The organism is Levilactobacillus enshiensis, assembly GCF_007115095.1.
Classification (GTDB): Bacteria; Bacillota; Bacilli; order Lactobacillales; family Lactobacillaceae; genus Levilactobacillus; species Levilactobacillus enshiensis.
Genome location: NZ_SULH01000012.1, coordinates 68950 through 92576 on the forward strand (window position 1 = coordinate 68950; position 23627 = coordinate 92576).

The 23627-nt window shown below is 47.3% G+C and carries 22 protein-coding genes; 3 read left to right on the forward strand and 19 right to left on the reverse strand.

Features of this window, described 5'->3' with window-relative positions; all coding sequences use genetic code 11:
* Positions 1–8: 8 nt before the first annotated feature.
* The 5 genes from FAY32_RS11765 to FAY32_RS11785 all read right to left on the reverse strand — a co-directional run bounded on the left by FAY32_RS11765 (position 9) and on the right by FAY32_RS11785 (position 4077).
* The gene (locus FAY32_RS11765; protein WP_143463623.1) at positions 9–533 is read right to left on the reverse strand and encodes a diol dehydratase small subunit; all 525 of its coding nucleotides are present in this window, start codon (positions 531–533) and stop codon (positions 9–11) included.
* Between the two features lie 12 nt (positions 534–545).
* On the reverse strand, positions 546–1244 hold the full coding sequence (locus FAY32_RS11770; protein ID WP_143463624.1) for a propanediol/glycerol family dehydratase medium subunit: 699 nt from the start codon (positions 1242–1244) through the stop codon (positions 546–548).
* A 16-nt stretch (positions 1245–1260) separates the two neighbouring features.
* Complete coding sequence (locus FAY32_RS11775) at positions 1261–2937, reverse strand: propanediol/glycerol family dehydratase large subunit (RefSeq protein ID WP_143463625.1); 1677 nt, start codon at positions 2935–2937, stop codon at positions 1261–1263.
* A 27-nt stretch (positions 2938–2964) separates the two neighbouring features.
* Complete coding sequence (pduB, locus tag FAY32_RS11780) at positions 2965–3681, reverse strand: propanediol utilization microcompartment protein PduB (RefSeq protein WP_143463626.1); 717 nt, start codon at positions 3679–3681, stop codon at positions 2965–2967.
* Between the two features lie 117 nt (positions 3682–3798).
* Positions 3799–4077: a BMC domain-containing protein gene (locus FAY32_RS11785; RefSeq protein ID WP_048735679.1), complete on the reverse strand. Its 279-nt coding sequence runs from the start codon at positions 4075–4077 to the stop codon at positions 3799–3801.
* Positions 4078–4301: 224 nt separating this feature from the next.
* Between FAY32_RS11785 and FAY32_RS11790 the strand changes: the two genes are divergently transcribed.
* The 3 genes from FAY32_RS11790 (at position 4302) to FAY32_RS11800 (ending at position 7657) form a co-directional block, all read left to right on the forward strand.
* The gene (locus FAY32_RS11790; protein ID WP_143463627.1) at positions 4302–5366 is read left to right on the forward strand and encodes a helix-turn-helix domain-containing protein; all 1065 of its coding nucleotides are present in this window, start codon (positions 4302–4304) and stop codon (positions 5364–5366) included.
* 342 nt (positions 5367–5708) lie between these two features.
* Positions 5709–6467 carry a glucose 1-dehydrogenase gene (locus FAY32_RS11795; protein WP_143463628.1) on the forward strand — a complete coding sequence of 253 codons (759 nt, stop codon included), beginning with the start codon at positions 5709–5711 and terminating at the stop codon, positions 6465–6467.
* An 80-nt stretch (positions 6468–6547) separates the two neighbouring features.
* Positions 6548–7657 carry a D-2-hydroxyacid dehydrogenase gene (locus FAY32_RS11800; protein WP_143463629.1) on the forward strand — a complete coding sequence of 370 codons (1110 nt, stop codon included), beginning with the start codon at positions 6548–6550 and terminating at the stop codon, positions 7655–7657.
* Between the two features lie 193 nt (positions 7658–7850).
* Here the strand turns inward: FAY32_RS11800 and FAY32_RS11805 are convergent, their stop codons facing one another.
* The 14 genes from FAY32_RS11805 to ligA all read right to left on the reverse strand — a co-directional run bounded on the left by FAY32_RS11805 (position 7851) and on the right by ligA (position 23624).
* Positions 7851–8279 carry a EutP/PduV family microcompartment system protein gene (locus tag FAY32_RS11805; protein WP_143463630.1) on the reverse strand — a complete coding sequence of 143 codons (429 nt, stop codon included), beginning with the start codon at positions 8277–8279 and terminating at the stop codon, positions 7851–7853.
* Position 8280: 1 nt separating this feature from the next.
* A complete protein-coding gene (locus tag FAY32_RS11810; protein ID WP_143463631.1) occupies positions 8281–9003 on the reverse strand; it encodes a DUF4430 domain-containing protein in 723 nt (240 codons plus the stop codon).
* 19 nt (positions 9004–9022) lie between these two features.
* Positions 9023–10075, reverse strand: a complete 1053-nt coding sequence (locus FAY32_RS11815; protein WP_143463632.1) for a prenyltransferase/squalene oxidase repeat-containing protein — start codon at positions 10073–10075, stop codon at positions 9023–9025.
* A 337-nt stretch (positions 10076–10412) separates the two neighbouring features.
* Positions 10413–11087, reverse strand: a complete 675-nt coding sequence (locus FAY32_RS11820; RefSeq protein WP_143463633.1) for an ECF transporter S component — start codon at positions 11085–11087, stop codon at positions 10413–10415.
* 17 nt (positions 11088–11104) lie between these two features.
* The gene (locus FAY32_RS11825) at positions 11105–12796 is read right to left on the reverse strand and encodes an ABC transporter ATP-binding protein (RefSeq protein ID WP_143463634.1); all 1692 of its coding nucleotides are present in this window, start codon (positions 12794–12796) and stop codon (positions 11105–11107) included.
* Positions 12784–13680: an energy-coupling factor transporter transmembrane component T gene (locus tag FAY32_RS11830; RefSeq protein WP_143463635.1), complete on the reverse strand. Its 897-nt coding sequence runs from the start codon at positions 13678–13680 to the stop codon at positions 12784–12786. Before FAY32_RS11830 ends, FAY32_RS11825 begins: the two co-directional genes overlap by 13 nt.
* Positions 13681–14097: 417 nt before the next feature.
* Complete coding sequence (gene rlmD / locus FAY32_RS11835) at positions 14098–15465, reverse strand: 23S rRNA (uracil(1939)-C(5))-methyltransferase RlmD (RefSeq protein ID WP_143463636.1); 1368 nt, start codon at positions 15463–15465, stop codon at positions 14098–14100.
* A 296-nt stretch (positions 15466–15761) separates the two neighbouring features.
* Positions 15762–16763: a diacylglycerol kinase gene (locus tag FAY32_RS11840; RefSeq protein ID WP_143463637.1), complete on the reverse strand. Its 1002-nt coding sequence runs from the start codon at positions 16761–16763 to the stop codon at positions 15762–15764.
* Between the two features lie 18 nt (positions 16764–16781).
* Complete coding sequence (gene gatB / locus FAY32_RS11845; RefSeq protein WP_143463638.1) at positions 16782–18203, reverse strand: Asp-tRNA(Asn)/Glu-tRNA(Gln) amidotransferase subunit GatB; 1422 nt, start codon at positions 18201–18203, stop codon at positions 16782–16784.
* Positions 18203–19672: an Asp-tRNA(Asn)/Glu-tRNA(Gln) amidotransferase subunit GatA gene (gene gatA / locus FAY32_RS11850; RefSeq protein ID WP_143463639.1), complete on the reverse strand. Its 1470-nt coding sequence runs from the start codon at positions 19670–19672 to the stop codon at positions 18203–18205. Before gatA ends, gatB begins: the two co-directional genes overlap by 1 nt.
* Positions 19673–19675: 3 nt before the next feature.
* The gene (gatC, locus tag FAY32_RS11855; protein ID WP_143463640.1) at positions 19676–19984 is read right to left on the reverse strand and encodes an Asp-tRNA(Asn)/Glu-tRNA(Gln) amidotransferase subunit GatC; all 309 of its coding nucleotides are present in this window, start codon (positions 19982–19984) and stop codon (positions 19676–19678) included.
* A gap of 72 nt (positions 19985–20056) precedes the next feature.
* A complete protein-coding gene (locus tag FAY32_RS14915) occupies positions 20057–20263 on the reverse strand; it encodes a hypothetical protein (protein ID WP_143463641.1) in 207 nt (68 codons plus the stop codon).
* 162 nt (positions 20264–20425) lie between these two features.
* On the reverse strand, positions 20426–21571 hold the full coding sequence (locus FAY32_RS11865; RefSeq protein WP_143463642.1) for a CamS family sex pheromone protein: 1146 nt from the start codon (positions 21569–21571) through the stop codon (positions 20426–20428).
* Between the two features lie 22 nt (positions 21572–21593).
* Complete coding sequence (ligA, locus tag FAY32_RS11870; RefSeq protein ID WP_143463643.1) at positions 21594–23624, reverse strand: NAD-dependent DNA ligase LigA; 2031 nt, start codon at positions 23622–23624, stop codon at positions 21594–21596.
* Between the last annotated feature and the right edge of the window lie 3 nt (positions 23625–23627).

Genomic DNA, 23627 nt, shown 5'->3' on the forward strand with positions numbered 1-23627 from the left:
GACTTTTACTACTTATCTCCTTTAAGCTTCTTACGGCTCTCATAGTATTTCGCAGCTTCTTCGAACCATGCCGCACAAATTTTGGCGTCGTACTTTGTCCGTAATTCGTCAGCAATGCTTAAGAGTTCGTCCTTAGAAGAACGGTATGGCCGTAACGCATTGTACATTTCCAATAAACGGTCATCGGGAATCTTGGTCAACTCTGCCGCCCGGTCAAAGTTCATTTGTAACGTCTTCCGCCCAGCATCGCCGGCAACATCGCCTTGCATTTTAAGTGCTTCAGCCGTAATCCGTAAATCTTTACGATCGACCCGATTATTTTGAATGTCATCAAGGGTAACATCATTCAATGCCTTACCAGAAGGTGTTCTAATGATGTCCCGGTGTTTTTCATATAAGGGATAATCCTTAACACCATACTGCTTGTCGTCACTAACACTGGTACTCGATGAATTAGTTGATCCAGCAGACGCGGTATCAGAATTATTAACCTGCTTTAAAATATTTGCAACTAAATCGTTAATATCGCTCATTGATACCTCTCCTTAAAATGTGACTTTAATCTCTTCTGCTGGCTTACCAGGAACAACCTGGTGCGTCTCACGAATATGTAAGATAGCAGAGATTGCTTGGAAGTTAGGCCGGGCCATTTGGTCGTTTGGTTGTGAAACGGGCTCTGGAGAATCACCCTTTGCATAACGTGCCGCATTTTTCCCAATTTGACGGAACATTTTAGCATCGATAACGGGTGCCTCAGGGAATAATTCCAGGTTGTTTAGCGCTTCTTGATCCTTCTGGTGAATGATCACAGTCCCTTTTGATTGAATCCCAATAGAGATTCCGGAACCTGACAGATGGTCAGCCTCTACGGCCATGAAGGAAACATCGGAGGTATCGTAGGCTTTAATGACCCGTGCTTTCAGCCCTTCCTCTTCAATCCCAGCAATAATCTGGCGAAGTGCCTCTTGATGGGAAACACCAGATTCAGTCTTCGTCAGCACTGTTGCGAATGCCGGGGCTACAGCAATTACAATTTCATCTTTAGAGTAGCCTGGCTTAGCTAAACCGATTGATTGGAACCAAGACACGTCCTTTTCCGGAACGGCATCGCCAGTGTATGAAGCGCTTTCAGAAGTAGCTACTGCACGACCCTTCTTCTGAAAATCAATAGTTTGGTCAGTTTGTGTTTGCGCTAAGACTTCACGGACAATTTTACGAACTAAGTTTTCATCAATTTCAGTCATAAAAATACCTCCTCCCTTACATATCGAAGTGTTCTGGATCAATGACTTGTGGAATATCCGTTACTTTCTTCCATTCTTCAGGATCATCGTAGAGCCGGTAACCGGTACCTGGTCCTTGGTAGTCATTTCCTTCATTGACAGCCGATTCAACGTGCCACTTATCATCAAAAATGGCTGACGTCTGGAGATAATCCCCAACAACCTTTTGCTTTTGCAAGTTCAGAATGGCTTCTGCAACATCTTTAACGTCGCCATCGACCAACGCCTTGATGACATCAACGGCCGTAATCCCTCTGTCCATCATGTCTTGGGCAGCCTTCATATCAGCAACCTTATCACGCTTAGGCATGTCTTCATGAACATCGGCATAGGTTGCAGCTTCAACTTCTTCGTCAGTAATTGCTGGTAACCCTAAACCTTTGAAGACAACCTGCAACGACTTAGCAGCCTTCCGACGAACATTAATGGCATCTTCTTCTTTAATTGAGTGAATCCCGAATGATTGCCCATAATCCCGTGATAGGAAGTGAATATCATCGTAGTCGTAAACGTCTTCGTTAGAACCGGCGAACGTGTTATCTGGGTTTGGTTCGGCACCATATCCGGAGCAGATAAAGTCAGTCCCACCAATGAATTGACCCATGAAACGCCAAGTCCGACGCATTGAGGAGTGAGAGAATGATTGGTCACTCCCAGTTGCGGCTTCCAGGTCATACATCATGCACAATAGGTTCTCACCTAAAACTTCACGCAGTCCATTTGGAACAGCTGTTGGAATTGAAATACAACTGAGTGACCCATTTTGCAATCCTTGCACACCAGAAGCCTTCGCTAACAAAATGCAACGTGCCTCCAAGTAGAGCATTGATTTACCTTCTGGGTACCCCATCAAAACTTCTGAACCAGAACCAGACGTAAAGCGCATCTTAATCCCACGAGAAGCATAGCAAGATGCCAAGAACCCTTTAGACCAAGGCGTATCATCACCATCGGTAAATGAACGGTCAGTCCCATAAACAGAAATGGTTTCGGCGTAAGAGGTCAGCCCCCGCATCCCCAATTGCAGTTCAGTGGCTTCATCAACGGAGCATTGGTGAAGCACACCTGGCCGGCCAGTTTGTGACCCAACCAATACTGAAAGTGCGTTGAAAGGAGCATCCCGACTGACAGCCGTCGTCGTTTCTTCTTCAGCAAATCCTCTCAAGGCAGCTTCGGCAGCATCAGCAGCTAATTCGACTGGATTATCGATGTAGTTGGTAACGTGACTTTGGTTAGCTGGCTTGCGCCGTTCACGCATCTTCTTAGCACCCATGATCATTTCACCAAAGTCAAGCTGACAGATAACATCTTGCCCCTTAGCAGGCGTCATCGCCGTCGTATATTTCAGGACTTCTTTATGAGAAACGTTTGGATCAATTAACATCTTAGCGATTTTAGCAGAATCCGTTGCCATTACTTTTTCAGCATTTTTAATGTTGATTCCGTAATTAGCAATGTACATATCAATCAAATCAAAGTCTTCGCGCTTTTTCCCGTCCATTTCGGTAATGATCCCATTTTCAACCTTAACACTTGGTTCAGGGTCATTAGGACTTTTCATGGCAACGAATCCTTCTTCAGGCCACTCTTTAACAATGACATCTTTGTTGATTGGACGCTGTTCTAGCTTTTCAAATCTTTTTTGACGTTTCATTAAGTAATCCTCCTTAGAATAAAGTTTTTACTGAATGTAGGAGGGATAATCGTTGGATGGTTTATCTCCCATTTGTCCCAGTAACTCTAGTCCACGTTCGCGAGCAGCAATGACGGCTTGACGCACTGCACCTGATTCGCCGCTGATGGTCAATGTCCCTTCGTTGGAAGGACTTCCGTTATGACTTGGTGTTGCCACCGAAATAATGTTTACACCGGCGGTCTTCAATGCCGTATCTGCCATTACAATACCGATTGCTGCAGGGCAAGCGTTGATGATGCCGAAGGCTTTACCTTCTGCAGCACCCAAGGCCTCAGTCAGGCAACCAGCAGCCCGAGCAGTATACTGTAATTCCACATAACCGGCAGCGTTCCCATACACATCGCCAAAGTAGTGATGGAGGTTCTCAAAGGTTACTTTAATCGCTTCACGTACATCTGATGGATCATAACCACCAATGACGATCATGCAGCCTTGTCCCCCGCCACCTTTGGTATCATTTGTCCATTCAACGTCAATCACTTCAGTATTAGTGGACTTGACCCCTTCATCCATTGAAAAGAGTTGCGGCCCACCACCTGTACGGTCACTGACGATACCAATTACTGAATAATGCTTTTTAACGTGCATCTTTTCTAGGAGCTCTGGATCTACGTTGGGAATACATAACCCAATTGTATCCCCAGCTGCATCAGCACCAACGAACTCCGGTGCGACACTGGTGGAATTCAAAAAGTCAATCATAAGACTGCCCCCTAATTTTTTGTAACAGAGAATTTTCAATCATATTGCTTATTACTAAAAAGGTTCTTATTTGTCCTCCACTCAAACAAAATAAGAACCAATTTTAATGACTATTCTTTATTCTTTGTGTGGAAGAATTTTCTCAACATCCGTATGTGGACGAGGGATGACATAACTGGAAACAACCTCACCGACGTTTCCTGCTGCTTGAACCCCTGCGTCTACGGCTGCCTTAACAGCACCAACGTCACCACGAACCATAGCAGTTACAAGACCAGCACCAATTTTCTGTTGGCCAATTAAGGCAACGTTTGCAGCTTTGACCATTGCATCTGCTGCTTCAATTGAAGGTACTAAACCTCTCGTTTCAATCATTCCAAGCGCTTCTTGTTCCATAAAGAAAGCCTCCTAATGTCAGTAAGCATTTGAAAACGCTTACTTTTTTAATACACGGCTATTATATAACAAGTGATTTAAATTTTCTTAGTCATTTTCATTTACAAATTATGTCAGTTCACAAGATATTAGCTAATTTTTATACGAATATTTGATTTATGTCATAAAATAAGCTATTGTGTAGTCACTAACAAGGTTAGTGACCTCTAAAAGGAGACTTTTTTATGAATTTCAATTCACAAGAAACTCGTTACATCCGCATCAAGCAAATTCTAACTTTGTTTTATCAACTAACGAAGACCCACCTTACCTTCATTGACGCCTCACTACACCTTGTCACTGGTGATGGTGTGTTCTTAGATACCAATAAAGTTACCGCTTTCTTTCGCAAAAAAAATCTTTCACTATTTTTCCCCTTGATTACAAATGGCCAATTCAATGGCTTGTTTGTCACAAATAAGAATAATATTCCAGTTAACACGATTGCCTTACATCAGGACGCCTTGGAAAATATCGCCACTAGTGTCTTAAATGCCTATTACCAGGAAATCAATATTTTATCGCCTCTGACCAAAGAGGACCTAATGAAAACGCGTCAACTCCTCAACCTGGTTATCTCTGGCTCTCCAAATGAAGCTGAAAATACAGCTAGCAAGCTTAAACAAACGCTAGGTACCACCAATAGTAAAGGAATCAATGATATCGACATTGCACTATCCTACATCGATCAGAATATCGATCAGAAGCTCACACTGGATACCGTTGCTAAAAACTCTTACTTATCGCCAGCATATTTGAGCCGTCTATTCAAAGAACACTTTAAAATCAACTTTTCTAGCTATATTCGCATTCGAAAGATTGCGCTTGCTCAGATACAATTGATTTCGACCGATCAACCCATTAGCGACATCTCAAGCACCATTGGATTTGCTCGAGCAAACTACTTCAACAAAGTGTTTAAAGAGACTACCAGTCTGACGCCTTTACAGTTCCGCAAACGGTATCGTGGCGCACAAAAAATCTACACCATCAACCGTGACTTGGCATGGAATGACAATATTTCAGTTTATGCTGCATCCCAGCACTATTTTCAAAAAGAAGGAATTACCCTTAAAGAGAAAAGTATCAATGGTCGTCCGTGCATCGTTGCCATTAATGGTTTGTCCTCTCTAAGCAACACGAAGGGCTGGATCTACCTCGTAGATGGCATCCAACCTCAAATTTTTCCAAGCGAAACATACGTCAAAAACAAGTCCGTCATCCAGTGGATTTATGTCACGCTCTCCTAACAAAATAGAATTTGACAGAATTAGCGGTGAAAATATGAAAATTTCACCGCTAATTTTGTCATTTTGACGTTAAAAACGGAAAAAAATGACAAATTATCATTGAAAATAGTCATCATTCTGCTAACTTTTCTCCAGAGTAAAAACTGACTTTTTTTCACAATCTATCTTTTGCAACCGCTTACCGTCACGGCATTAACCGCCTTTCTTCCCACTTTTTCCGGCTGATCTTTTCTATGTAAAATGCTCAGAAATGCTGATTATACAAAAAAGAAAGCGCTTTACATACAATAATCGGGTGCTATATAATACCTTTGTAACAAACTTTAGAACGGAGGCTTTATAATGGGACGTTTGCAAGGTAAGGTTGCACTGGTTACTGGTGGATCAAAGGGTATCGGCAAGTCCATCGTTGAACGTTTTGCCCAAGAAGGCGCTAAGGTCGTATTTACGGCGATTGAAAAAGAAGCTGGCGACTTATTGGAAAAGGAATTAATTCCAAACCGCTTGGTATTCATGCAACAAGATGTTTCAAAAAAGGATGACTGGGACCGCGTCATCAACGCAACAATGAAAAGATTTGGTAAAATCAATATCATCGTAAATAACGCCGGCATCGGTGTCTTTTCTGATATTGAGAAAATGGATGAAAGAAATTGGAATTCTACGATTGGTGTTAACCTCACGGGAACGATGTGGGGGGTTAAGTATGGCATCAAAGTTATGAAAAATAATCATGAAAAGAATTCCATCATCAACCTTTGTTCCGTTGAAGGCTTGATTGGCGACCCAGACTTACTTGCCTACAATGCTTCCAAGGGTGGTGTCCGACTGATGACCAAGTCCGCTGCATTACATTGTGCTCGTGAAGGTTACGACATTCGGATTAACTCTGTCCATCCTGGTTATGTAAACACACCATTAGTTGAAAACCTTGAAAAGACTGATCCTAAGGTTGCAGATCACTTAGTTTCCTTGCATCCAATGGGTCGTTTAGCTGAACCAAGCGAAGTTGCAAATATGGCTTTATTCCTGGCATCAGACGAGTCATCATTTAGTACTGGTTCAGAATTCTTAGTCGATGGTGGCTACACCGCACAATAACAGGTGCCGACTAGTAACATCATACTTAGCTTTATCTCCCTTTTAAGTATGTACTGAATAATAGAAATGAGGAACTTTTAATGTCAGATGTAAACGAAGATCTAATCAGAGAAGTAATTAAGCAAGTTCTCGCTGAATCTAAGTCTCAAGTCAGTTCAACTCCTGCAAAGAGTTCCAATTCAAATGGCAAAAAGCGTATTTTCGCCTTCAGTATTCGTAAGGATGAAGAACCTTATGTTAAAGAATGGGCAAAGAACCATCCAGAAATTGAAGTTGGCTACACTGATGAATTACTATCACCCAAGACTGCCAAATACGCTGAAGGTGCTGACGGGGTCGTGGTCTATCAACAACTTTCCTATACTGCAGAGACCCTGCAAGCACTTGCAGATCAAGGCATCACCAAGATGTCTTTGCGGAACGTTGGTGTCGACAACGTTGACTTAGCTAAGGCCAAGAAACTTGGCTTTGAAATCACCAATGTTCCTGTTTATTCACCAAATGCCATTGCAGAACACGCGGCTATTCAGACTGCACGGATTCTGCGCCAATCCAAAGTCTTGGATGAAAAGATTGCAAATGGTGACCTACGCTGGGCACCAACTATCGGTCGTGAAGTCCGCGATCAAACGGTCGGTGTCATTGGTACTGGCCATATTGGTCGGGTCTACATGCAAATCATGGAAGGCTTCGGCGCTAAAGTCATTGCTTTTGATCCCTATGAGAATGACGAGTTAAAAGCTAAGGGCTACTACGTTGATACTTTGGATGAGCTTTACGCACAATCCGATGTCATTTCCTTACACGTCCCTGCCACCAAAGAAAACACCCATATGATTAATAGCAGCTCTATTGCCAAGATGAAGGATGATGTTGTCCTCGTTAACTGCTCACGTGGTGCACTGGTTGACACGGATGACGTCATTAAAGCTTTAGACAAGGGCAAAGTTGCTGGTTTCGTTATGGATACTTACGAAGACGAAGTTGGTATCTTTAATGCTGACTGGCGGAATAAGACCTTCCCCGACAAACGTCTAGAAGATCTTATTCATCGTTCAAATGTCCTTGTTACACCACACACAGCGTTCTATACGACACATGCCGTACGGAATATGGTGCTCAAAGCCTTTGACAATAACTGTGAGCTGATTCATGGCAAACCAGCTGACACTCCCGTTAAAATCGACTAATGTTTCATATCGTACAACGCCGTAGTTAATAAGCCTCCACTAAAACTAAAGGTTGTCTGTACGTCAAAAAATAACCAAAAAGATATGGCACCCTCTAACTTGAGGATGCCATATCTTTTTGGTTTCACAGAACACAACTCAAAACGATACACTAAACGAACGACCGTTTTGAAGTGTTCCAAATGTAGCTCTACTAATCATCTAGGAACTGGCGGAGCGCTTCCGTATGATCACCAGTCAATGCAGACACCTTGAACAGCTGCTGTGCACCGGCTCTTTTCAGCTGGTCACTTGCCCAATCAATTGCAGCTTGATCGGCAATATCCGTCTTAGTGACTACCCCCACTACTGGGCGCGCAAACATTGTACTGAGCGCCTCCGGAAAGATTAAACGCTGATCTGTTGCGCTCTGCAGCATGACGACCACATCAACATCCATCGCCGTTGTTGCTAAGCTCGTATACATTCGGCGATGCTCAATGTATTCACCTGGTGTATCAACAATGTTCTGATAAAATTCAAGCGCCTGTGTCTTGTCATAATGAATGGTCAGATCCTTCAGTCGTTGCAAAAGGGTCGTCTTACCACAGCCAATAGCGCCAATAAACATCGCTCGTTTCATATTAGTACCCCGCTGTCGTGAAGTACCAGTGCACGTTGTCGCCATTAGTCACATGCTTGGCATTAGCGGCTTCGTCAATGAACTTACCGTTGACCTTATACTTCCAACCACTGCCAACCTTCACGTCGTTTTCGGCAAGACCATTAATACTGCTGACGTATACGGCCACACCACTCTGGTAGACCAACTTCAACTTGGAAGCCTTCAATACCGAGAAGGCCGTGGCATTCTTAGAAATAGCCACTGAGTCATTGAAGAACGTCTTCTTATAACCCGTCACGGTCAAATGGACTTTTCCCGTTGACTGCGACTTAGACGATGACTTTTTAGTTGTCGTAGCTGCCTGCCGTTTAGTCGTCGGCTTGGTCACTTTTGCCGTCTTCTTGGCGGACCGCGTCGGTGCTACCTGCTTGGCTTTAACGCTAGCGGCACTGGCAGCTTGCTTGGTCGTTCGTTTGGCCTTTTTAGTGGTTCTGGTACGGGCCTTAGAACTAGCCTTACGCTTGGCAGACGATGACTTTTGGTGGGCCTCCTTTTTGCTGACCACTTTTGCGGCTTGCGATGAGGAGGACGCCGATGATTGACTAGCAGATGAACGCTGACGCGATGATGAATTCGTCTGTGGCGCCGTGGACTGCTGTGCGTGCTGTTGCATGGCCAATGCCGTTCCCATGGTGAAGATGGTGACGACGACCGCCACGATGATCCAGACTGACTTTTTCATGACTGACGCTCCTTAACCTTTATTTGAACGTGTAAACCAGCTTGTTGGTGTAGGTACCATTGTGGGCAGCACTAGCAGCTAAGCTCACTTGACCATAAGCTAACGTCATGCTGAACGCATCTTTAACCGTACCGTCAGACTTTACGTAACCCAACATTGCCCGTAATGGCGTTGCAGTCTGGCCACTAGTCAGCGCCGTCTTATTGATGTTCTTGAAAGCCGCCTTCGTCGTTGCTAAGCCCATAATGGCTTCGGCAGTTGAGTTGGCGTTAGCATTTTCCTTACCGTTGTAGGTGTAACCAAAGGCACCGCTCTTGTAAACAGCCTTCTTCAAGTAACTCCGACCGGCAGTTGCCGCTGCTTTGACTGTCTTGTTCTTGCTCTTGCCCATGGCTAAGGCGTTAACCGCAACGGCCGTGGTGTCACTGTCGACACTAGCAACCGTGTTGTTGTAGGCCCAGCCCTTGTTGGCTTGTTGACTCTTAGCAATCTTCAAGCTTAATGAAGACTTGGAGAAAGCGGCCTTGCTAGGCTTCTTAAAGGTCTTGTTAGAAGAGACGGCGATCAAAGTCGTGCTTTGAACGTTAACCGTTTGCTTATTCATAGACTTCTTGTACAACGTGCTGACCAAGTTCATAGACTTCTTAGCGCCAGCTGGTTTGTAGGTCGTTGGATTGACCCCAATTGCTTGCAGACCAATGATGGCGTTCGCCAAAACGGCCGGATCACTCTTCTTGGAAACAACCAAGTTCTTCTTAACTAATTTCTTCTGGCTAGTCGTAAACTTGTAGCCTTGTTTCTTCAAGCCTAACAGAAAATCAGAGTAACCAGCAGCAGTCCCTGTCGTTGGATATGCGGACTTGCTAAAGATCTGTGCTTTGCTGGTCAAGCCGTCTTTGTTGGCTTTCAGCATCTTCTTTGCGTATGTAGTTGCAGACTTGGTCTTGCTCGTCCGGTAGCCCTTGCTGGCAGTCTTGACACTGGCGGCACCCGCGTCAACTACTGGTACTAAGGTCCCTAAAGCCAATACTGCAGTTAGTGAAGCCGTCATTACTTTGTTCATCTTAAACATTATCCCATCATCCTTTAAATTAAATTTCACTGGTGATAACCAGTCACAGTTGTCAACTGCGCCACCCCATCATGTCTCCGTGATGGGGTGAATCATAGCTAGCTACAACCCGTGTTTTATAACATATATGTTACCCACTACCATTTGACACACTAATTCCAATAACAATTGATTTTTGAATAATTTCGCCACTAATAAATGCTGTACGATAATTAATTATCCAATCAATCACTATGCTGCAAGCCACCAACAGTCAGCCTCACAACTTACCGTATGCCACTATCCAGTAACCGTCTACACCCCGTAGTAATTTCCCCGCTACGTCGACATGGGTGCTTTAGCTGTGATGCTGACGACCGCTCACCATACTCTTGGGTAAGACTTGATACTTGATGATCAGTCGATCCATCAGTCGCCGCCACGGTCGATAGAGCAGCAGAATGCTGACCGCGTTAGTAGCGGCATGTAGCGCATCGAAGAGAAAACTGCCGGCAAACGCCAGTAAGAAACTGGTGACGCGTAACGGTCGTACGTAGGCCAAGGCATACCAGAGATCCATGATCCAGCCGAACCAGAATCCCCACAAGGCTCCCCAGACGACCAGTAACCAGACATTATCCTTAAGCTGACTACGTCGTAGCAATCCCGTTGTCAGCCCCATCAGGCCCCACGCCAACATTTGCCACGGCGTCCACGGTCCCTGCCCCAAGAACAGGTTTGAGACCAGTGCCATCATCGAGCCGCTCACAAATCCCATCTCTGGGCCCAGGCTCACAGCACTCACGATGACGACAAAACTAGTCAACTGAACATTAGGAATTGCGGCTAAAGGCACCCGTCCCAAAACACCCAGCGCAACGATCACTGCTAGAAATACCAGTAAACGAGTACTCATTTCCCGCTTTTCGAAGTGCCAGTAAGCCGGTAAAAGGCTAACTGCCAAACAGCCAAAGCTGAACCAGAGGTAGTGTTTACCCTTTAGCAGGAGCATTCCTGCTAACAAGATCAGCATTAATACGACCGGAACAATCAGGCCCCAGTTAACTTGTTGTCGTCGTTGTTCGATTGTAATTCACCTCCCTTCGTGGTCAGCCGAACGTCTTGCCAAAAGAGTGCGCTAGGTACTTGTTGTCGCAGCAAACGATTAACGGCTGTGGTTGATAAAAAGTTGCTCGTAAAAAACGTACGGGTTGACTGCGGTTGACTAACTTGCCCATCAAACATAAACGTACAGTTGGTCGCAAATGCCGCACAAAAATCCATATCGTGACTGGCCATGACGACCGTTAATCCCGCTTGATGGGCCTGCTGCAAGATACCGCCAATGTGTTGTTTGGTATCTGGATCGAGCCCCTTAGTGGGTTCATCTAGCAATAACAACTCCGGCTGGGCCATCAAGGCTAAGCCTAGACCGAGCAACTGTTGCTGCCCCCCGCTCAGGTCAAAAGCATTCTGCTCAGCCACTCTGGTCAAATGACAAGTGGTCAACATCGTTTGAACGGCCTGATCAATATCGGTGCGACCCACCAATTTGGCCTGCGCCGTGAGCTCAGCTATCACCGTTTCCCCACTGAATTGTTCCGTGGGATTCTGTGAGAGGTAGCCGATGTGCGCCAGTCGTTCGCCATTTTTCAACTTCCAAACGATCTGTTGATTCAGCCGTACCTTACCATGTTGCGGTTTTTGGAGACCAGCTAAAATTGTCAACAACGTCGATTTACCCGACCCATTCTTGCCAATAATCGCCAACCAATCACCCGTATTCACGGTCAAGTTGAGTTGCCGCAGCACGGCTGACCCATTCTCGTAGTGCCGGGTAATTTCTCTAGCCGTTAATAATGGCGTCGCCGCAACCTTCAAGGTCGTCGCCGCTGGCTGTACAGCAAAGTGCCAATTACCAGTCTGCAACGCCTGTCGACCCGCCGTCACCGTTAAGGGCAAGGGTCGTACGGGTAATTCGTGAGCCAGAAAGAACTCAGGGACCGGCGGCACGAACGCCCGTAACTCCGGCGTCTGGTGCATCTGCCGCAATCCCGGCGAAACTGGCCCAGCGTAGGTGACCTGCCCAGCCGTCAGCAAGACCAGCTGATCAGCCATTGACAGGACCCGACTTAACCGATGTTCGGTCAAAATAATCGTAATTCCCAACTCATCGTGAACTTGTTGTAAAACGGTCAGAAAATTCTGAGCTGTCGTTGGATCCAACTGGGCTGTCGGCTCATCGAGTAAAATGACCTCTGGCTTAAGTGCCAGCACTGAGGCCAAGTTGACCAGCTGCAATTGCCCCCCAGAAAGACTGTCGATGGTCTGATGTAACAATTTATCCAGGCCCAAGAAGTTCGACAATTCCGCGATGCGCATGGTCATGGCCGCCGAATCAACCCCCAGATTTTCTAAAGGAAAGGCCAGTTCCTCAATCACAGTCGCCATGATTGGTTGCGTCTGTGGGTCTTGTGCCACATAGCCCAATTGCTGCGCACTGGCAACACTAGATAATGCCGTCAACGGCTGATTGTGAAAACGAACTTGCCCCATTTGTTCGCCAGCGGGTTGTAGTTCTGGTTTAAGTTGCTTCAGTAACGTGGTCTTCCCACTTCCCGTGGCACCGACGATGGTCACAAAGGCCCCCGCTTCGATGGTTAGGGAAATGTCGTTCAGTGTCGACTTCGTTTGCCCGGGATAGGTGAACGCTAGATGATCAAGCTGAATTAATTTTCCCATAAGCGATACACTCCCTCACCCAGTACTGGCAGACCAACAAACATGAGTAACGGCAAAACCAGCCACCAATCCATGCTGGCGCCAGCCGTCATCTGATAGACATCCGTGGTCCAACCGTAGCCTCGCCACCGGAAACTGATAATTAATATAAATAGGAACAGCCCACTCAAGCCAAAGATCACGTCGAGCGGTTGCCAAGCGTACGTTTGGTAATGGCTCCGCTTATGCGCCCCGAAACCCCGGGCCTCCATTAACACCGCTGTTTCCATTGCCGATGAGACAGAATCAATCAACAAGATACGCATGAGTCGACCCGTCTTTTGGATCCGTTGCCCCCAAGATCCTTCAGTAACCACAATTCCGCGTGTCTTTTGCAACATGACCAACCGGCGAAATTTCTGTGTAAATAGACTGACCAATCGTAAGGAGATCGTAAGGAGCATCGCTAGTCGGGGAACTACTGGAAATAGGAGATAGCTGAGCTTGGGAGTCGTCAAGATGCCATTAAAGAGAATAAATGCCAGAATCATCGCACCCAGCAGAATCGCCATCGTACAGCCATAAAGTAGCCCCGTACGCGTCAACCGAAACGTTATGGGGCCTAACGTCAAGCGCCAAAGTAGTCCCCGACCATGCTGATTGAGGAGTAGATTAAACAACACGATGACCGCCATTAGTGATCCGATTCCCTTTAAAACGCCGACAATCCGTTGCCGGCTAAAATACCAGCAGCTGATACCTAGTAATCCACCAAATAACGTAATTGCTAAGATTAAATGATTAAAAACTAATAATAGCGTAAACAATTCAACAAAATAAACGGCAACGACTGCCGGGTGAACTTGACTAAAAAATGATGTGCTGGCCAACGTTCCTACATTCACCAGAGGTCCCTCCCATTAATGCAACCGCTTTCAGATAGTTTCAAAACTACCCCACTACTAACTATTGCTATACGGTTACGCCAACTAAATTTTTGTTGGGCAAGTGGATTAATCGCGCTTGTTTTATTATCAACCATTTTAACAAAATTTGCTAGGGGACCTTCTCAGCCGTCCCCAAAAAATGACACTTTTTAAACGGCTACTAAAGTTTAAAAATGTAATTATGTACAATAAAATTCCCTATAATTAGCGACTTCATAGCATTTCCACTCATTTTCTATAAAAATAGTTCTCTGTTAAAAAGTGTATAAAAAAACAGCCACCCCAACCACGGATGACTGCTCTAATTTTCACACACATATTAAATCGACAATGCAAAGAATCAATGTTTATTACACATCATCTCTGATAATCGTGTTATTTCTTAACCAACACCGTCACACTTTCCACGTGTGGTGTCTGTGGGAATTGGTCAACGGGTTGAATTGGGCCATCAATGACGTAGCCGCGTTCTTGGAAGAGTTGCACGTCACGTACTAAGGTTGCTGGGTTACAGCTGACGTAGACGACCTTCTTGGGCCCCATCTTGGTGGTGGATTCAATTAAGGTTTCGGCTAGACCCTTACGTGGTGGATCAACCACGACGATATCGGGCTTGATGCCTGCCGCTTGCCACTGAATCATTTGATCTTCCGCCTTGTCCACGAAGAAGTCCACGTTGCTCAAATGGTTCTTCTGCGCGTTGACCTTAGCATCTTCAATGGCTTCGGGGACGATGTCGACCCCATAGACCTGCTTGGCGTGCTTCGCCAAAGCTAATGAGATTGTCCCAATACCACAGTAAGCATCGATCACGGTCTCCTTACCAGTTAAGCCGGCCTTGTCGATGGCCATTTGGTACAGCTTTTCGGTCTGCTGAGGATTAACTTGGTAGAAGGAGCGCGCAGAAATCGCAAACGTTAAGCCCATCAACGTGTCTTCAATGGTTGGCTTCCCATAAAGGACGCGGGTAACATTCCCCATGATGACGTTAGTCTTCTTGGCATTCACGTTTAATACGATACTCGTCACTTCTGGCAGTGCCTGATGAATCTGATCGACTAGTTGGGCCTGGCTCGGAATCTTTTGGGTCCGGCTGATCAGGACAATCATCATTTCGTGACTGTAGTAGCCGCGGCGAACCATGATATTCCGGATAACACCCTTATCACTGATTTCATTGTACGCTGGGATCTCAAATTGACGCAGCAAGTCGCGGACCTTGATGATGGCGGCATCGATAGCTGGATCTTGAATGTAGAAATCCGTCAACGGAATCAGGTCATGACTGTGTTGCCGGTAGAAACCAGTTTCCAATTGTCCCTTGATCATCCGGACAGGCACTTGGGCCTTGTTCCGGTATTGGGTTGGGTTCTCCATCCCTAACGTTGGTGCAACTTCAACATCTTGGTGCGCCTTACTGAAGAGTTCCGCAATTTGATGTTGCTTAAATTTCAATTGTGCTGGGTAGGCCAAATGTTGTAATGGCGCAATCCCGGTCTGCCGATAAGTCTTGTCGACATCTTTGACCCGGTCAGGCGATTCATTCTTCCAGGAAATCGCGCGCGCGAAACCATAGTTCTTAGCCACTTTAGTGACCTGGATTGTCAGCTCTTCACCGGGTAAGGCGTTTTCGATAAACAGTGGGAAGTCATCGACCTTAGCAACCCCCATCCCCTGATACGTCAGATCCATAATTGAAACGTCAAGTCGTTCATTTTTACTTACTGGTGCTTTAATTTTCATAGTAACCTCAATTTCTTTAATGCTTATTCTTTTTTGTTCTAAGACAATAGTTAACCATTTATTCTGAAATGAGGGTCCGACCGGTGTCATTACCGATCGTGCCAAATTTCACTGCATCTGCCATCATACATGGAAACCAACGCCACGTCCACCACTGGCTACCGAGATGTGTCCCCATCAAGCCACGGTAATGACCCGTTACTGTATGGGTTGTCTCAGTTGAAAGTTTCGTCGGCCGTGAAAGAAAGGGACTTTGCCACCTGTTGTGCAAAAGTCCCTTCCATCTTAATCTTCCGTTATTGATCCGTGTCTGGCAATTCCTCAACTTGTTTGACGAAGTTTTGTTCCGCCTCAAGTAATTCTGGAGATTCGCTAGTGACCGCGGAGTCTGGAATGGCATCCAAGTTGGCGTACATTTCGATATGTTGCCGCAGATTGCGGAACTTCATCGGTGCATCGCCACCATATTCGCCATCCAGGTTGATCATCATCCGGTCTTCAACTGGCCGGGCAACAACTTTGCTGGTCTTCTCATAGATGATGTGCGAGTCGTTGATGTGTTTTCCACCGTTCAAGACCAAGCCCATGAGCCGTAAAATTTCCGGCATACTGGCCGTCTTGACAATGATCATCGTGAACTTCCCGTCATCGAGCGCCGCATCCGGCACAATCTGCTCGAACCCCCCGATGGAATTGGTCAGCGCCAGCAAGAACATTGACGCCTTGCCACGGAAATGACCGCCATCGTAAGTCAGGTCCATATCGATTGGCTTGATCTGTGGCAGCAACTCGGCCCCTTTTAGCAAGTAGGCTAGGTAGCCAAAGATCGATTTCAAGTTCGATGGCACGTCGTAGGTCAGCTCGGTCAAGAGCCCCCCACCAGCAATATTGATAAAGTAGGTATCTCCCGCCTCACCAATGTCCATCTTGATGGTCTGATCCTTCAAAACTACCTTCGCCGCTGCCAACGGATCCTCGCGCGGAATGTGGAGCGCCCGGGCATAATCATTCGTGGTACCGGCAGGAATAATAGCCATCTTGGGACGATGAGGGAGTCCAGCAATGCCGTTGACGACCTGGTTAATGGTCCCGTCGCCCCCGGCCGCTACGATGAGTTCAAAGCCGGCCTTAGCCGCCCGTGTTGCTTCATCGCGAGCCGAGTTCGGCGCCGGCGTTGTGGCGTAGGCACTCGTTTCGTACCCCGCCCGTTCAAACACCGCTAAAATATCGATCAGGTCCTTCTTCAACGCCTCGCGTCCTGAAGTTGGGTTATAAATGACCCGTGCCCGTTTACGCATGATGTGCCTCCATTAGTTCTATTGTTGCAACGCTGCCATCAACAATTTGTTGACAACTTGCGGGTTTGCTTGTCCGTGCGTCTGTTTCATGATTTGACCAACTAAGAAGCCAACTGCCCGCTTCTTCCCGTTGTTAAAGTCCTCAATGGATTGGGGATTGGCCGACAAGACGTCATCAATAATTGGTTGCAACTTAGCAGGATCGGAGAGTTGAACCAGGCCATGTGCTTCCACGTAAGCCTTAGGTTCTTCGCCGTCAGTAATCGCCTTGAAGACCTTCTTGGCCATCTTACTAGAAATGGTCCCATCGGAAATCAAATTGATCATCCCCGCCAAGTTAGCTGGCGTCAATTTCGTTGCTTGTAAGTCAACTTGCTTCTCGTTCAGGTAGGCGTTCACGTCCCCTTGCAGGTAGTTGGCCGCCATCTTAGGATCAGCCTTTAAGGCCACCGTTGCGTCGAAGAAGTCAGACATTTCCTTGGTCTGTGTGATGACCATGGCATCGTAATCCGTCAAGCCAAGCTCGTTGACGTAACGTTCACGCCGCTTGGTTGGCATTTCTGGCATGGCATCGCCCAGCTCTTTGATCCAATCGTCACTGATGTTCAGCGCTGGTAAGTCTGGTTCTGGGAAGTAACGATAATCGTCTGCCCCGGCCTTGACCCGCATCAGGATAGTTTCACCGGTCTTTTCATCAAAGCGCCGCGTTTCCTGTTGCACAGCACCACCGGACATCAAGACCTGTTGTTGCCGTTTTTCTTCGTACTCCAACCCCCGTTGCACGTAGTTAAAGGAGTTCAAGTTCTTCAATTCCGTCTTGGTCCCAAACTTTTCTTGGCCCACGGGACGTACGGAAATGTTGACGTCGACCCGCATCGACCCTTCTTCCATCTTCACATCAGAGATCCCAGTAAATTGAATTCGTTGACGTAAAGCTTCCAAATAAGCGTAGGCTTCAGCAGGAGAAGCGATGTCTGGCTTGGACACGATTTCAATCAAAGGCGTCCCTTGCCGGTTCAAATCGACGTAGGAATAGTCCCGTTCATGGGTGTTCTTCCCGGCATCTTCTTCGATATGCATTTCGGCGATCCCGATTTTTTTCTTCACACCGTCCACGTCAATTTCGACCCAGCCATCGTGACCAATTGGCTTGTCGGATTGCGTGATTTGGTAAGCCTTGGGGTTATCCGGGTAGAAGTAATTCTTCCGGTCAAAGTGCGTGTGCTTTTCCACCGTAGCGTGTAAGGCCAGTGCGGCGATGATTCCGTCAGCAACGACCCCTTTGTTGGTGGTTGGCAGAACCCCGGGGTATCCCCAGTCGATCACGTTGGTGTTGGCGTTAGGGTCGGCCCCATAGGCAACTGGTGATGGGCTAAAGATCTTTGAATGGGTCTTTAACTCAATGTGGACTTCCAGCCCAATAGTCGTTTCAAAGTTCATTAGTTTTGGCCTCCTAACGTAGGTAATTGTAAATGAAAGTCAGTGTTTTGTTCGAAGGCGTAACCCGCTTTGTACAGCGTGCTTTCGTCAAATGGCCGGCCGATAAGTTGCATTCCGACGGGTAAATTGTTGCTAAAGCCAGCAGGTAAGGATAACCCTGGAAGGCCAGCTAAGTTGACCGGAATCGTCAAGACATCATTCATGTACATCGTGATTGGGTCTTTAATTTCAGCACCGATTCCAAAGGCCGTGGTTGGCGCAACGGGACCCATGATGAAATCGTGGTCTTTCAAGACCGCTTTAAAGTCGTTAATGATCACTGTCCGAACCTTGGCAGCCTTTAAGAAGTAGGCATCGTAGAACCCAGCGGACAAGGAGAAGGTCCCTAACATGATTCGCCGCTTAACTTCTTCGCCGAAGCCTTCGGAGCGTGACTTCACGTAAACATCTTCCAAGTTCTTCACGTCGTCTGCCCGATAGCCGTAACGAATCCCATCGAACCGTTGTAAGTTAGAGGAAGCTTCGGATGAACCAATGATGTAGTAAGCAGCGACCCCATACTTGTTGTGTGGTAAGGAAACTTCGTCGACCGTGGCACCTAACTTGCGGTAGGTGTCGGCAGCGGCCAAGATAGCGGCTTTCACCCCATCATCGACCCCTTCGGCCAAGAATTCCTTTGGCAAACCGATCCGCAACCCTTTAACGCTGGTTGCATCGTTCAAGTCGGCTGCAAAGTCAGGAACAGCTTGGGTAGAGCTAGTCAAATCATGGTCATCGTGACCGGCAATGGCACTCAAAATCGTGGCGTTGTCCTTCACGCTACGCGTCATTGGCCCAATTTGATCGAGGCTAGAGCCAAAGGCAATCAAGCCCCAACGAGAAACCCGACCGTAAGTTGGCTTAATACCAACGATACCGTTGAAAGCGGCCGGTTGCCGAATGGAGCCACCGGTATCGGAACCCAAGGCAACGGGCACCTGACCAGAAGCGACTGCGGCAGCAGAACCCCCCGAAGACCCACCAGGCACCTTGGTTTGGTCCCAAGCGTTCTTGGTCGTCTTAAAGGCGGAGTTTTCCGTCGACCCACCCATGGCAAATTCATCCAGGTTGGTCTTTCCGACGGTCACCATCTGCGCGTTAGCCAACTTGCTAACGGCGGTAGCATCGTAGACGGGGTTAAAGTTTTCTAAGATTTTTGAAGCAGCCGTGGTCTTTAAGTCCTTCGTGACCAAATTGTCCTTCAAGGCAACTGGAATTCCGGCTAGGGGCTGGTCGGCAGCGATGCCTTGAGCATCAATCGCATCCGCCTGTTTTAAAGCCGCGTCTTCATTTAAAGTTAAGAAAGCATCGATTTTAGGATCGGTGGCCTTGATGTTATCAAAAGTCGCCTGCGTCAATTCCTTGGCGCTGATCTTTTTCGCCACCAAATCGGCGTGGAGACTGGCGAGATCTTGTTTGAAGTAATTCATCTGTTAGTTATCCTCGCTTTCATCGATGATGGCCGGTACCTTGATAAAGCCCCGTGCTGCGTCTGGCGCGTTCTTTAATAACGCTGCACTTTGTCCCCAGTTATCGGCGACATCTTCACGCATCACGTTGAGTTGATCAGAAACGTTGCTGGTCACTTCGACACCGTCAGTATCGACCTCACTCAGCGTTTCAAACATACCGATAATGTCATCTAGTTGGGGCGTAAACGCATCCAACTCGGCATCCGTAAATTCAAGTTTTGCCAGACTGGCAACGTGTTGAACTTGTTCTCGATTAATTCGATTAGCCATCAATTATCCCTCTTTCTGATTTATCCGCATTCACCGTTTATCCCGGCCTTAGCCCAGAATAAACATACATTGCTATTTTACCATATATCTTGCTGGCACCAAAGATTCTGTTGGCAAATTGTGACAGTGATTCCGGCAAAACCAGTGGTCACCTAGGCGAACCGCTTCGCCTTCATCCGCCGGACCCCACCCAGTCAACCAGGTATCCCAAACGCCACCACTTTCGTTTAAGGCAACTGGTTGCATCTCGTTCATCTCGGTGATTAGAAACTGTATCATACCAAATTGACCACCCAAATAGCAACTCACCACTCACTGACCGCCAATCGTGACTGGTTAAAAAAGGACTAGGCCTCCCCAGTTGCTAACAGCACGTTGAGAAGCCCAGTCCAATTTAGGTTAAATAGCCAACTGCTAGTCTAGCAGCTAGAGCTATTCTGTTTAATAGCTATTAAATACGTGACTCGTGAACTTCTTGTCACCCGTGTTCCGTGAAAGGAAGCTCTGCACACCGTCCGTGGAAGACACAGTGATATCGATTGGTACCCCCGATGGCAAGTACTTCTGGGCCGCCGTTTGCAGGTACTGCGTGAAGCTGATGATCTCCGTTTGACTGTAGAATTGCGTCTGAATATTGACGTGCATCCCGGTCAAGCTCTTACCGTTGTAATGCGCCTGAGCCGTCACACCACTCAGGTTCGGGAAGAAGTTTTGGACTTGCGTCTTGAAGTTGGTGAAGGACGTTTCATCGTTACTGTTCGGGCTGCTAGAACCACTTTCGATTGGGAAGACGTAGTTCTTTTCGTTCAAGGCCTTCCAACTGGAAACGCTAGTAGCACCGGCTTTGTTCTCGGAGTATGCAATGAAGTCTCCACCTACCAGACTATCGTTAGAAGCCTGACGGTAAATGGCAATTGTGATTGGCACGTTCTTCAATGCTGACTTCTTACGTAACCGTTGGAGAACGGTGTTCGCTGCCTTCTTGGCATACGCCTCACCGGTCGCCTTATCGATCTTGGTTTCAAAGGTGGCTCCATACTGCGTCTTCTTGTAGTAATCGACCGAGTTTACGGCGATGCCGATGGTCACCCCACCTAAGGTCAGCTTATTGTTCTTTTGAGTCATGTAATCCTGTTCTTCCAGGGCTTGAATGTAAATAGGATTACGCTTAGTTGCCGAAGTTGAGCCGTTGCTAACGGGGTTTAGCCCCGTCGTGTTCGACTTACTCTTTCGATCCAACCAGTTCTGGACCGTATTGGCGCTCAAATACTGGCCTTCTTGAAAGACGTACTTCTTCGTCGAATACATCTTCTTAGAAACGTTCAGCATCCCGTTTTCAAAACTCTTCAGGTTGTAAGTATTTCCCGAATCCTGGCTGTTGGTGACCCCTCGTGATTTACTCGTTTGGTAGTGGCCACTCTTAATGACCCCTTCATAATCACCATCGCTGCTCTGACCAGTCAACTGCGTGGTCCCATTCTTACTGTTTCCAGAACTGCCAGACATACTGGAACTACTTAAATCGCCACATGCGGCCAAAAAGAGTGGCACCGTAGCCAACGCAATAAAGGTTCGTAACCGTTTCACGACTTGTTTCCTCCTAAAGTCATCATTTCGTTTCGTCCATAGCGGCTTGCAGCTGCGCTTCGTTCCAAATCGGAACGTTGAGCGACTGGGCCTTGGTCAGTTTGCTACCGGCGGCTTCGCCCGCAATCAGTAGGTCCGTCTTTTTCGAGACACTCCCCGTGACTGTGGCACCGTGTTGTTCCAACCATTCAGTGGCTTCTGGACGGGTCAGCTCTTGGAGTTTTCCCGTCAAGACTACCCGCTGACCAGCGAACTGTCCCTCGCCATCGCTAGCAGGAACCGCTCCGGTAAAGGTCAAATTGACCCCTACTTCGCGCAACTCAGCAATCAGCTGTTGGACTTGGTCACTGGCAAAATAGGTCACGACGCTGTCGGCAATGATTTCTCCTACCGTATCAATGGCAGAAATCTGTTCGCTGTCAGCGGCCATTAAATGATCGATGTCACCGAACTCGGCGGCAATCGAACGCGCAGCTTTGGCACCCACGTGGCGAATCCCTAAGCCAAATAACAAACGTTCTAATGAATTATTGCGACTATTATCAATGGCTGTCAAGAGATTTTGGGCCGACTTCTCCCCAAATTTATCTAAAGTTAATAATTGGTCGGTCGTTAAGCGATACAAACTAGCCACATCATCGACCAATTTTCGGTCAAATAACTGACTCACAATCTGTGGGCCCAACCCGGCAATATTCATGGCATTCCGCGAGGCAAAGTGATTCATTCCCTCGGCCAATTGGGCGGGACACCGGGGGTTGATGCAGCGTAAAGCGACTTCTTCATCCAAGTGGACTAGCTCGGCACCACAAGAAGGACAGTGGGTTGGCACCGGATACGGTTGCGCATCTGCCGGTCGTTTAGCCGTAATGTATTGTGAAATTTCGGGGATGATATCCCCGGCCTTGTGGAGCAATACGGTATCTCCCAGTCGAATATCCTTCGCTTCCAGGTAATCCGGATTGTGCAAAGATGCTCGGGCAACGGTACTCCCCGCTAAAGCCACGGGATCCATGACAGCCGTTGGTGTGACGATTCCTGTGCGCCCGACCGTCCATTTAATGTCACGAACGACCGTTTCGACCTCTTCAGGTGGAAACTTGTAGGCAATCGCCCACCGAGGCACCTTGACCGTGGCCCCAATTGATCGTTGCAACGGTAACGAATTGGCTTTAATAACGATACCATCGATGCCATAGGGCAGATCAGACCGTTGCGCTTGATACTGATCAATGTAAGCTGCCACGTCATCCATGTTGTGGGCCACCTGGTAAGTGGCATTCGTCGTAAAGCCTAATTCGGCAAGTTCATCCAATAGACCACTCTGCGTCCGCGTATTCAGCGGTCCGTAGTCGGCAATGTTATACATGAACGTCGCCAATTGCCGGTCAGCGGTGACCTGCGTATCGAGCTGCCGTAAACTCCCAGCGGCGGCATTCCGAGGATTGGCAAATGGCGCCTTACCAGCAGCCTCCCGTCGTTCATTTAACGCTAGAAAGGCTGCCTTAGGCATATAACATTCTCCGCGGACGTCAATGGTCAGCGGCCGACTCAGCGTTTGGGGAATCGACTTGATGGTTTTCAGGTTAGCAGTAATGTCTTCACCGATCTGCCCATTTCCCCGGGTGGATCCCTGTACGAATTCACCGTTTTCATACCGGAGTGAAATGGCTAAGCCATCGATCTTGAGTTCACAGTTATAGTCAAAGTCGTCTTCAACGTTCGACCGCAAGCGTTCATCAAATTCCTTGAGTTCATCAATGGAAAAGACATCCCCGAGTGACAACATCGGAATGTCGTGGGTGACCTTGGGTAGATCCCCCCGGGTACTGCCTCCCACCCGTTGCGTCGGTGAATCCGGCGTTACAATGGCGGGAAAGGCCGTTTCCAGCGCGACCAAACGCGCATACACTCGGTCATACACATCGTCTTCGACAGCCGGTGCGTCGGCATCATAGTACTGTTGGCCCCACTTTAAAAGTTGGGGGCGCAAATCGGCTGCTTCGTTAGCGGCCTGTTCTTCAGTTAAAGCATCAATGGGTTGATCAGTCATTTT

What these genes read in the sequence shown, in the direction of transcription:
- rlmD (WP_143463636.1), bottom strand. Translation starts at nt 15,465, where the DNA reads ATGAAAATTAAAGCACCAGTAAGTAAAAATGAACGACTTGACGTTTCA.
- FAY32_RS11810 (WP_143463631.1), bottom strand. Translation starts at nt 9,003, where the DNA reads ATGAAAAAGTCAGTCTGGATCATCGTGGCGGTCGTCGTCACCATCTTC.
- pduB (WP_143463626.1), bottom strand. Translation starts at nt 3,681, where the DNA reads ATGATTGACTTTTTGAATTCCACCAGTGTCGCACCGGAGTTCGTTGGT.
- FAY32_RS11815 (WP_143463632.1), bottom strand. Translation starts at nt 10,075, where the DNA reads ATGTTTAAGATGAACAAAGTAATGACGGCTTCACTAACTGCAGTATTG.
- FAY32_RS11820 (WP_143463633.1), bottom strand. Translation starts at nt 11,087, where the DNA reads ATGCTGATCTTGTTAGCAGGAATGCTCCTGCTAAAGGGTAAACACTAC.
- FAY32_RS11770 (WP_143463624.1), bottom strand. Translation starts at nt 1,244, where the DNA reads ATGACTGAAATTGATGAAAACTTAGTTCGTAAAATTGTCCGTGAAGTC.
- FAY32_RS11840 (WP_143463637.1), bottom strand. Translation starts at nt 16,763, where the DNA reads ATGCGTAAACGGGCACGGGTCATTTATAACCCAACTTCAGGACGCGAG.
- FAY32_RS11790 (WP_143463627.1), top strand. Translation starts at nt 4,302, where the DNA reads ATGAATTTCAATTCACAAGAAACTCGTTACATCCGCATCAAGCAAATT.
- FAY32_RS11775 (WP_143463625.1), bottom strand. Translation starts at nt 2,937, where the DNA reads ATGAAACGTCAAAAAAGATTTGAAAAGCTAGAACAGCGTCCAATCAAC.
- gatC (WP_143463640.1), bottom strand. Translation starts at nt 19,984, where the DNA reads ATGGCTAATCGAATTAATCGAGAACAAGTTCAACACGTTGCCAGTCTG.
- FAY32_RS11795 (WP_143463628.1), top strand. Translation starts at nt 5,709, where the DNA reads ATGGGACGTTTGCAAGGTAAGGTTGCACTGGTTACTGGTGGATCAAAG.
- FAY32_RS11805 (WP_143463630.1), bottom strand. Translation starts at nt 8,279, where the DNA reads ATGAAACGAGCGATGTTTATTGGCGCTATTGGCTGTGGTAAGACGACC.
- gatB (WP_143463638.1), bottom strand. Translation starts at nt 18,203, where the DNA reads ATGAACTTTGAAACGACTATTGGGCTGGAAGTCCACATTGAGTTAAAG.
- FAY32_RS11800 (WP_143463629.1), top strand. Translation starts at nt 6,548, where the DNA reads ATGTCAGATGTAAACGAAGATCTAATCAGAGAAGTAATTAAGCAAGTT.
- FAY32_RS11765 (WP_143463623.1), bottom strand. Translation starts at nt 533, where the DNA reads ATGAGCGATATTAACGATTTAGTTGCAAATATTTTAAAGCAGGTTAAT.
- FAY32_RS11825 (WP_143463634.1), bottom strand. Translation starts at nt 12,796, where the DNA reads ATGGGAAAATTAATTCAGCTTGATCATCTAGCGTTCACCTATCCCGGG.
- FAY32_RS11785 (WP_048735679.1), bottom strand. Translation starts at nt 4,077, where the DNA reads ATGGAACAAGAAGCGCTTGGAATGATTGAAACGAGAGGTTTAGTACCT.
- ligA (WP_143463643.1), bottom strand. Translation starts at nt 23,624, where the DNA reads ATGACTGATCAACCCATTGATGCTTTAACTGAAGAACAGGCCGCTAAC.
- FAY32_RS14915 (WP_143463641.1), bottom strand. Translation starts at nt 20,263, where the DNA reads ATGATACAGTTTCTAATCACCGAGATGAACGAGATGCAACCAGTTGCC.
- gatA (WP_143463639.1), bottom strand. Translation starts at nt 19,672, where the DNA reads ATGAATTACTTCAAACAAGATCTCGCCAGTCTCCACGCCGATTTGGTG.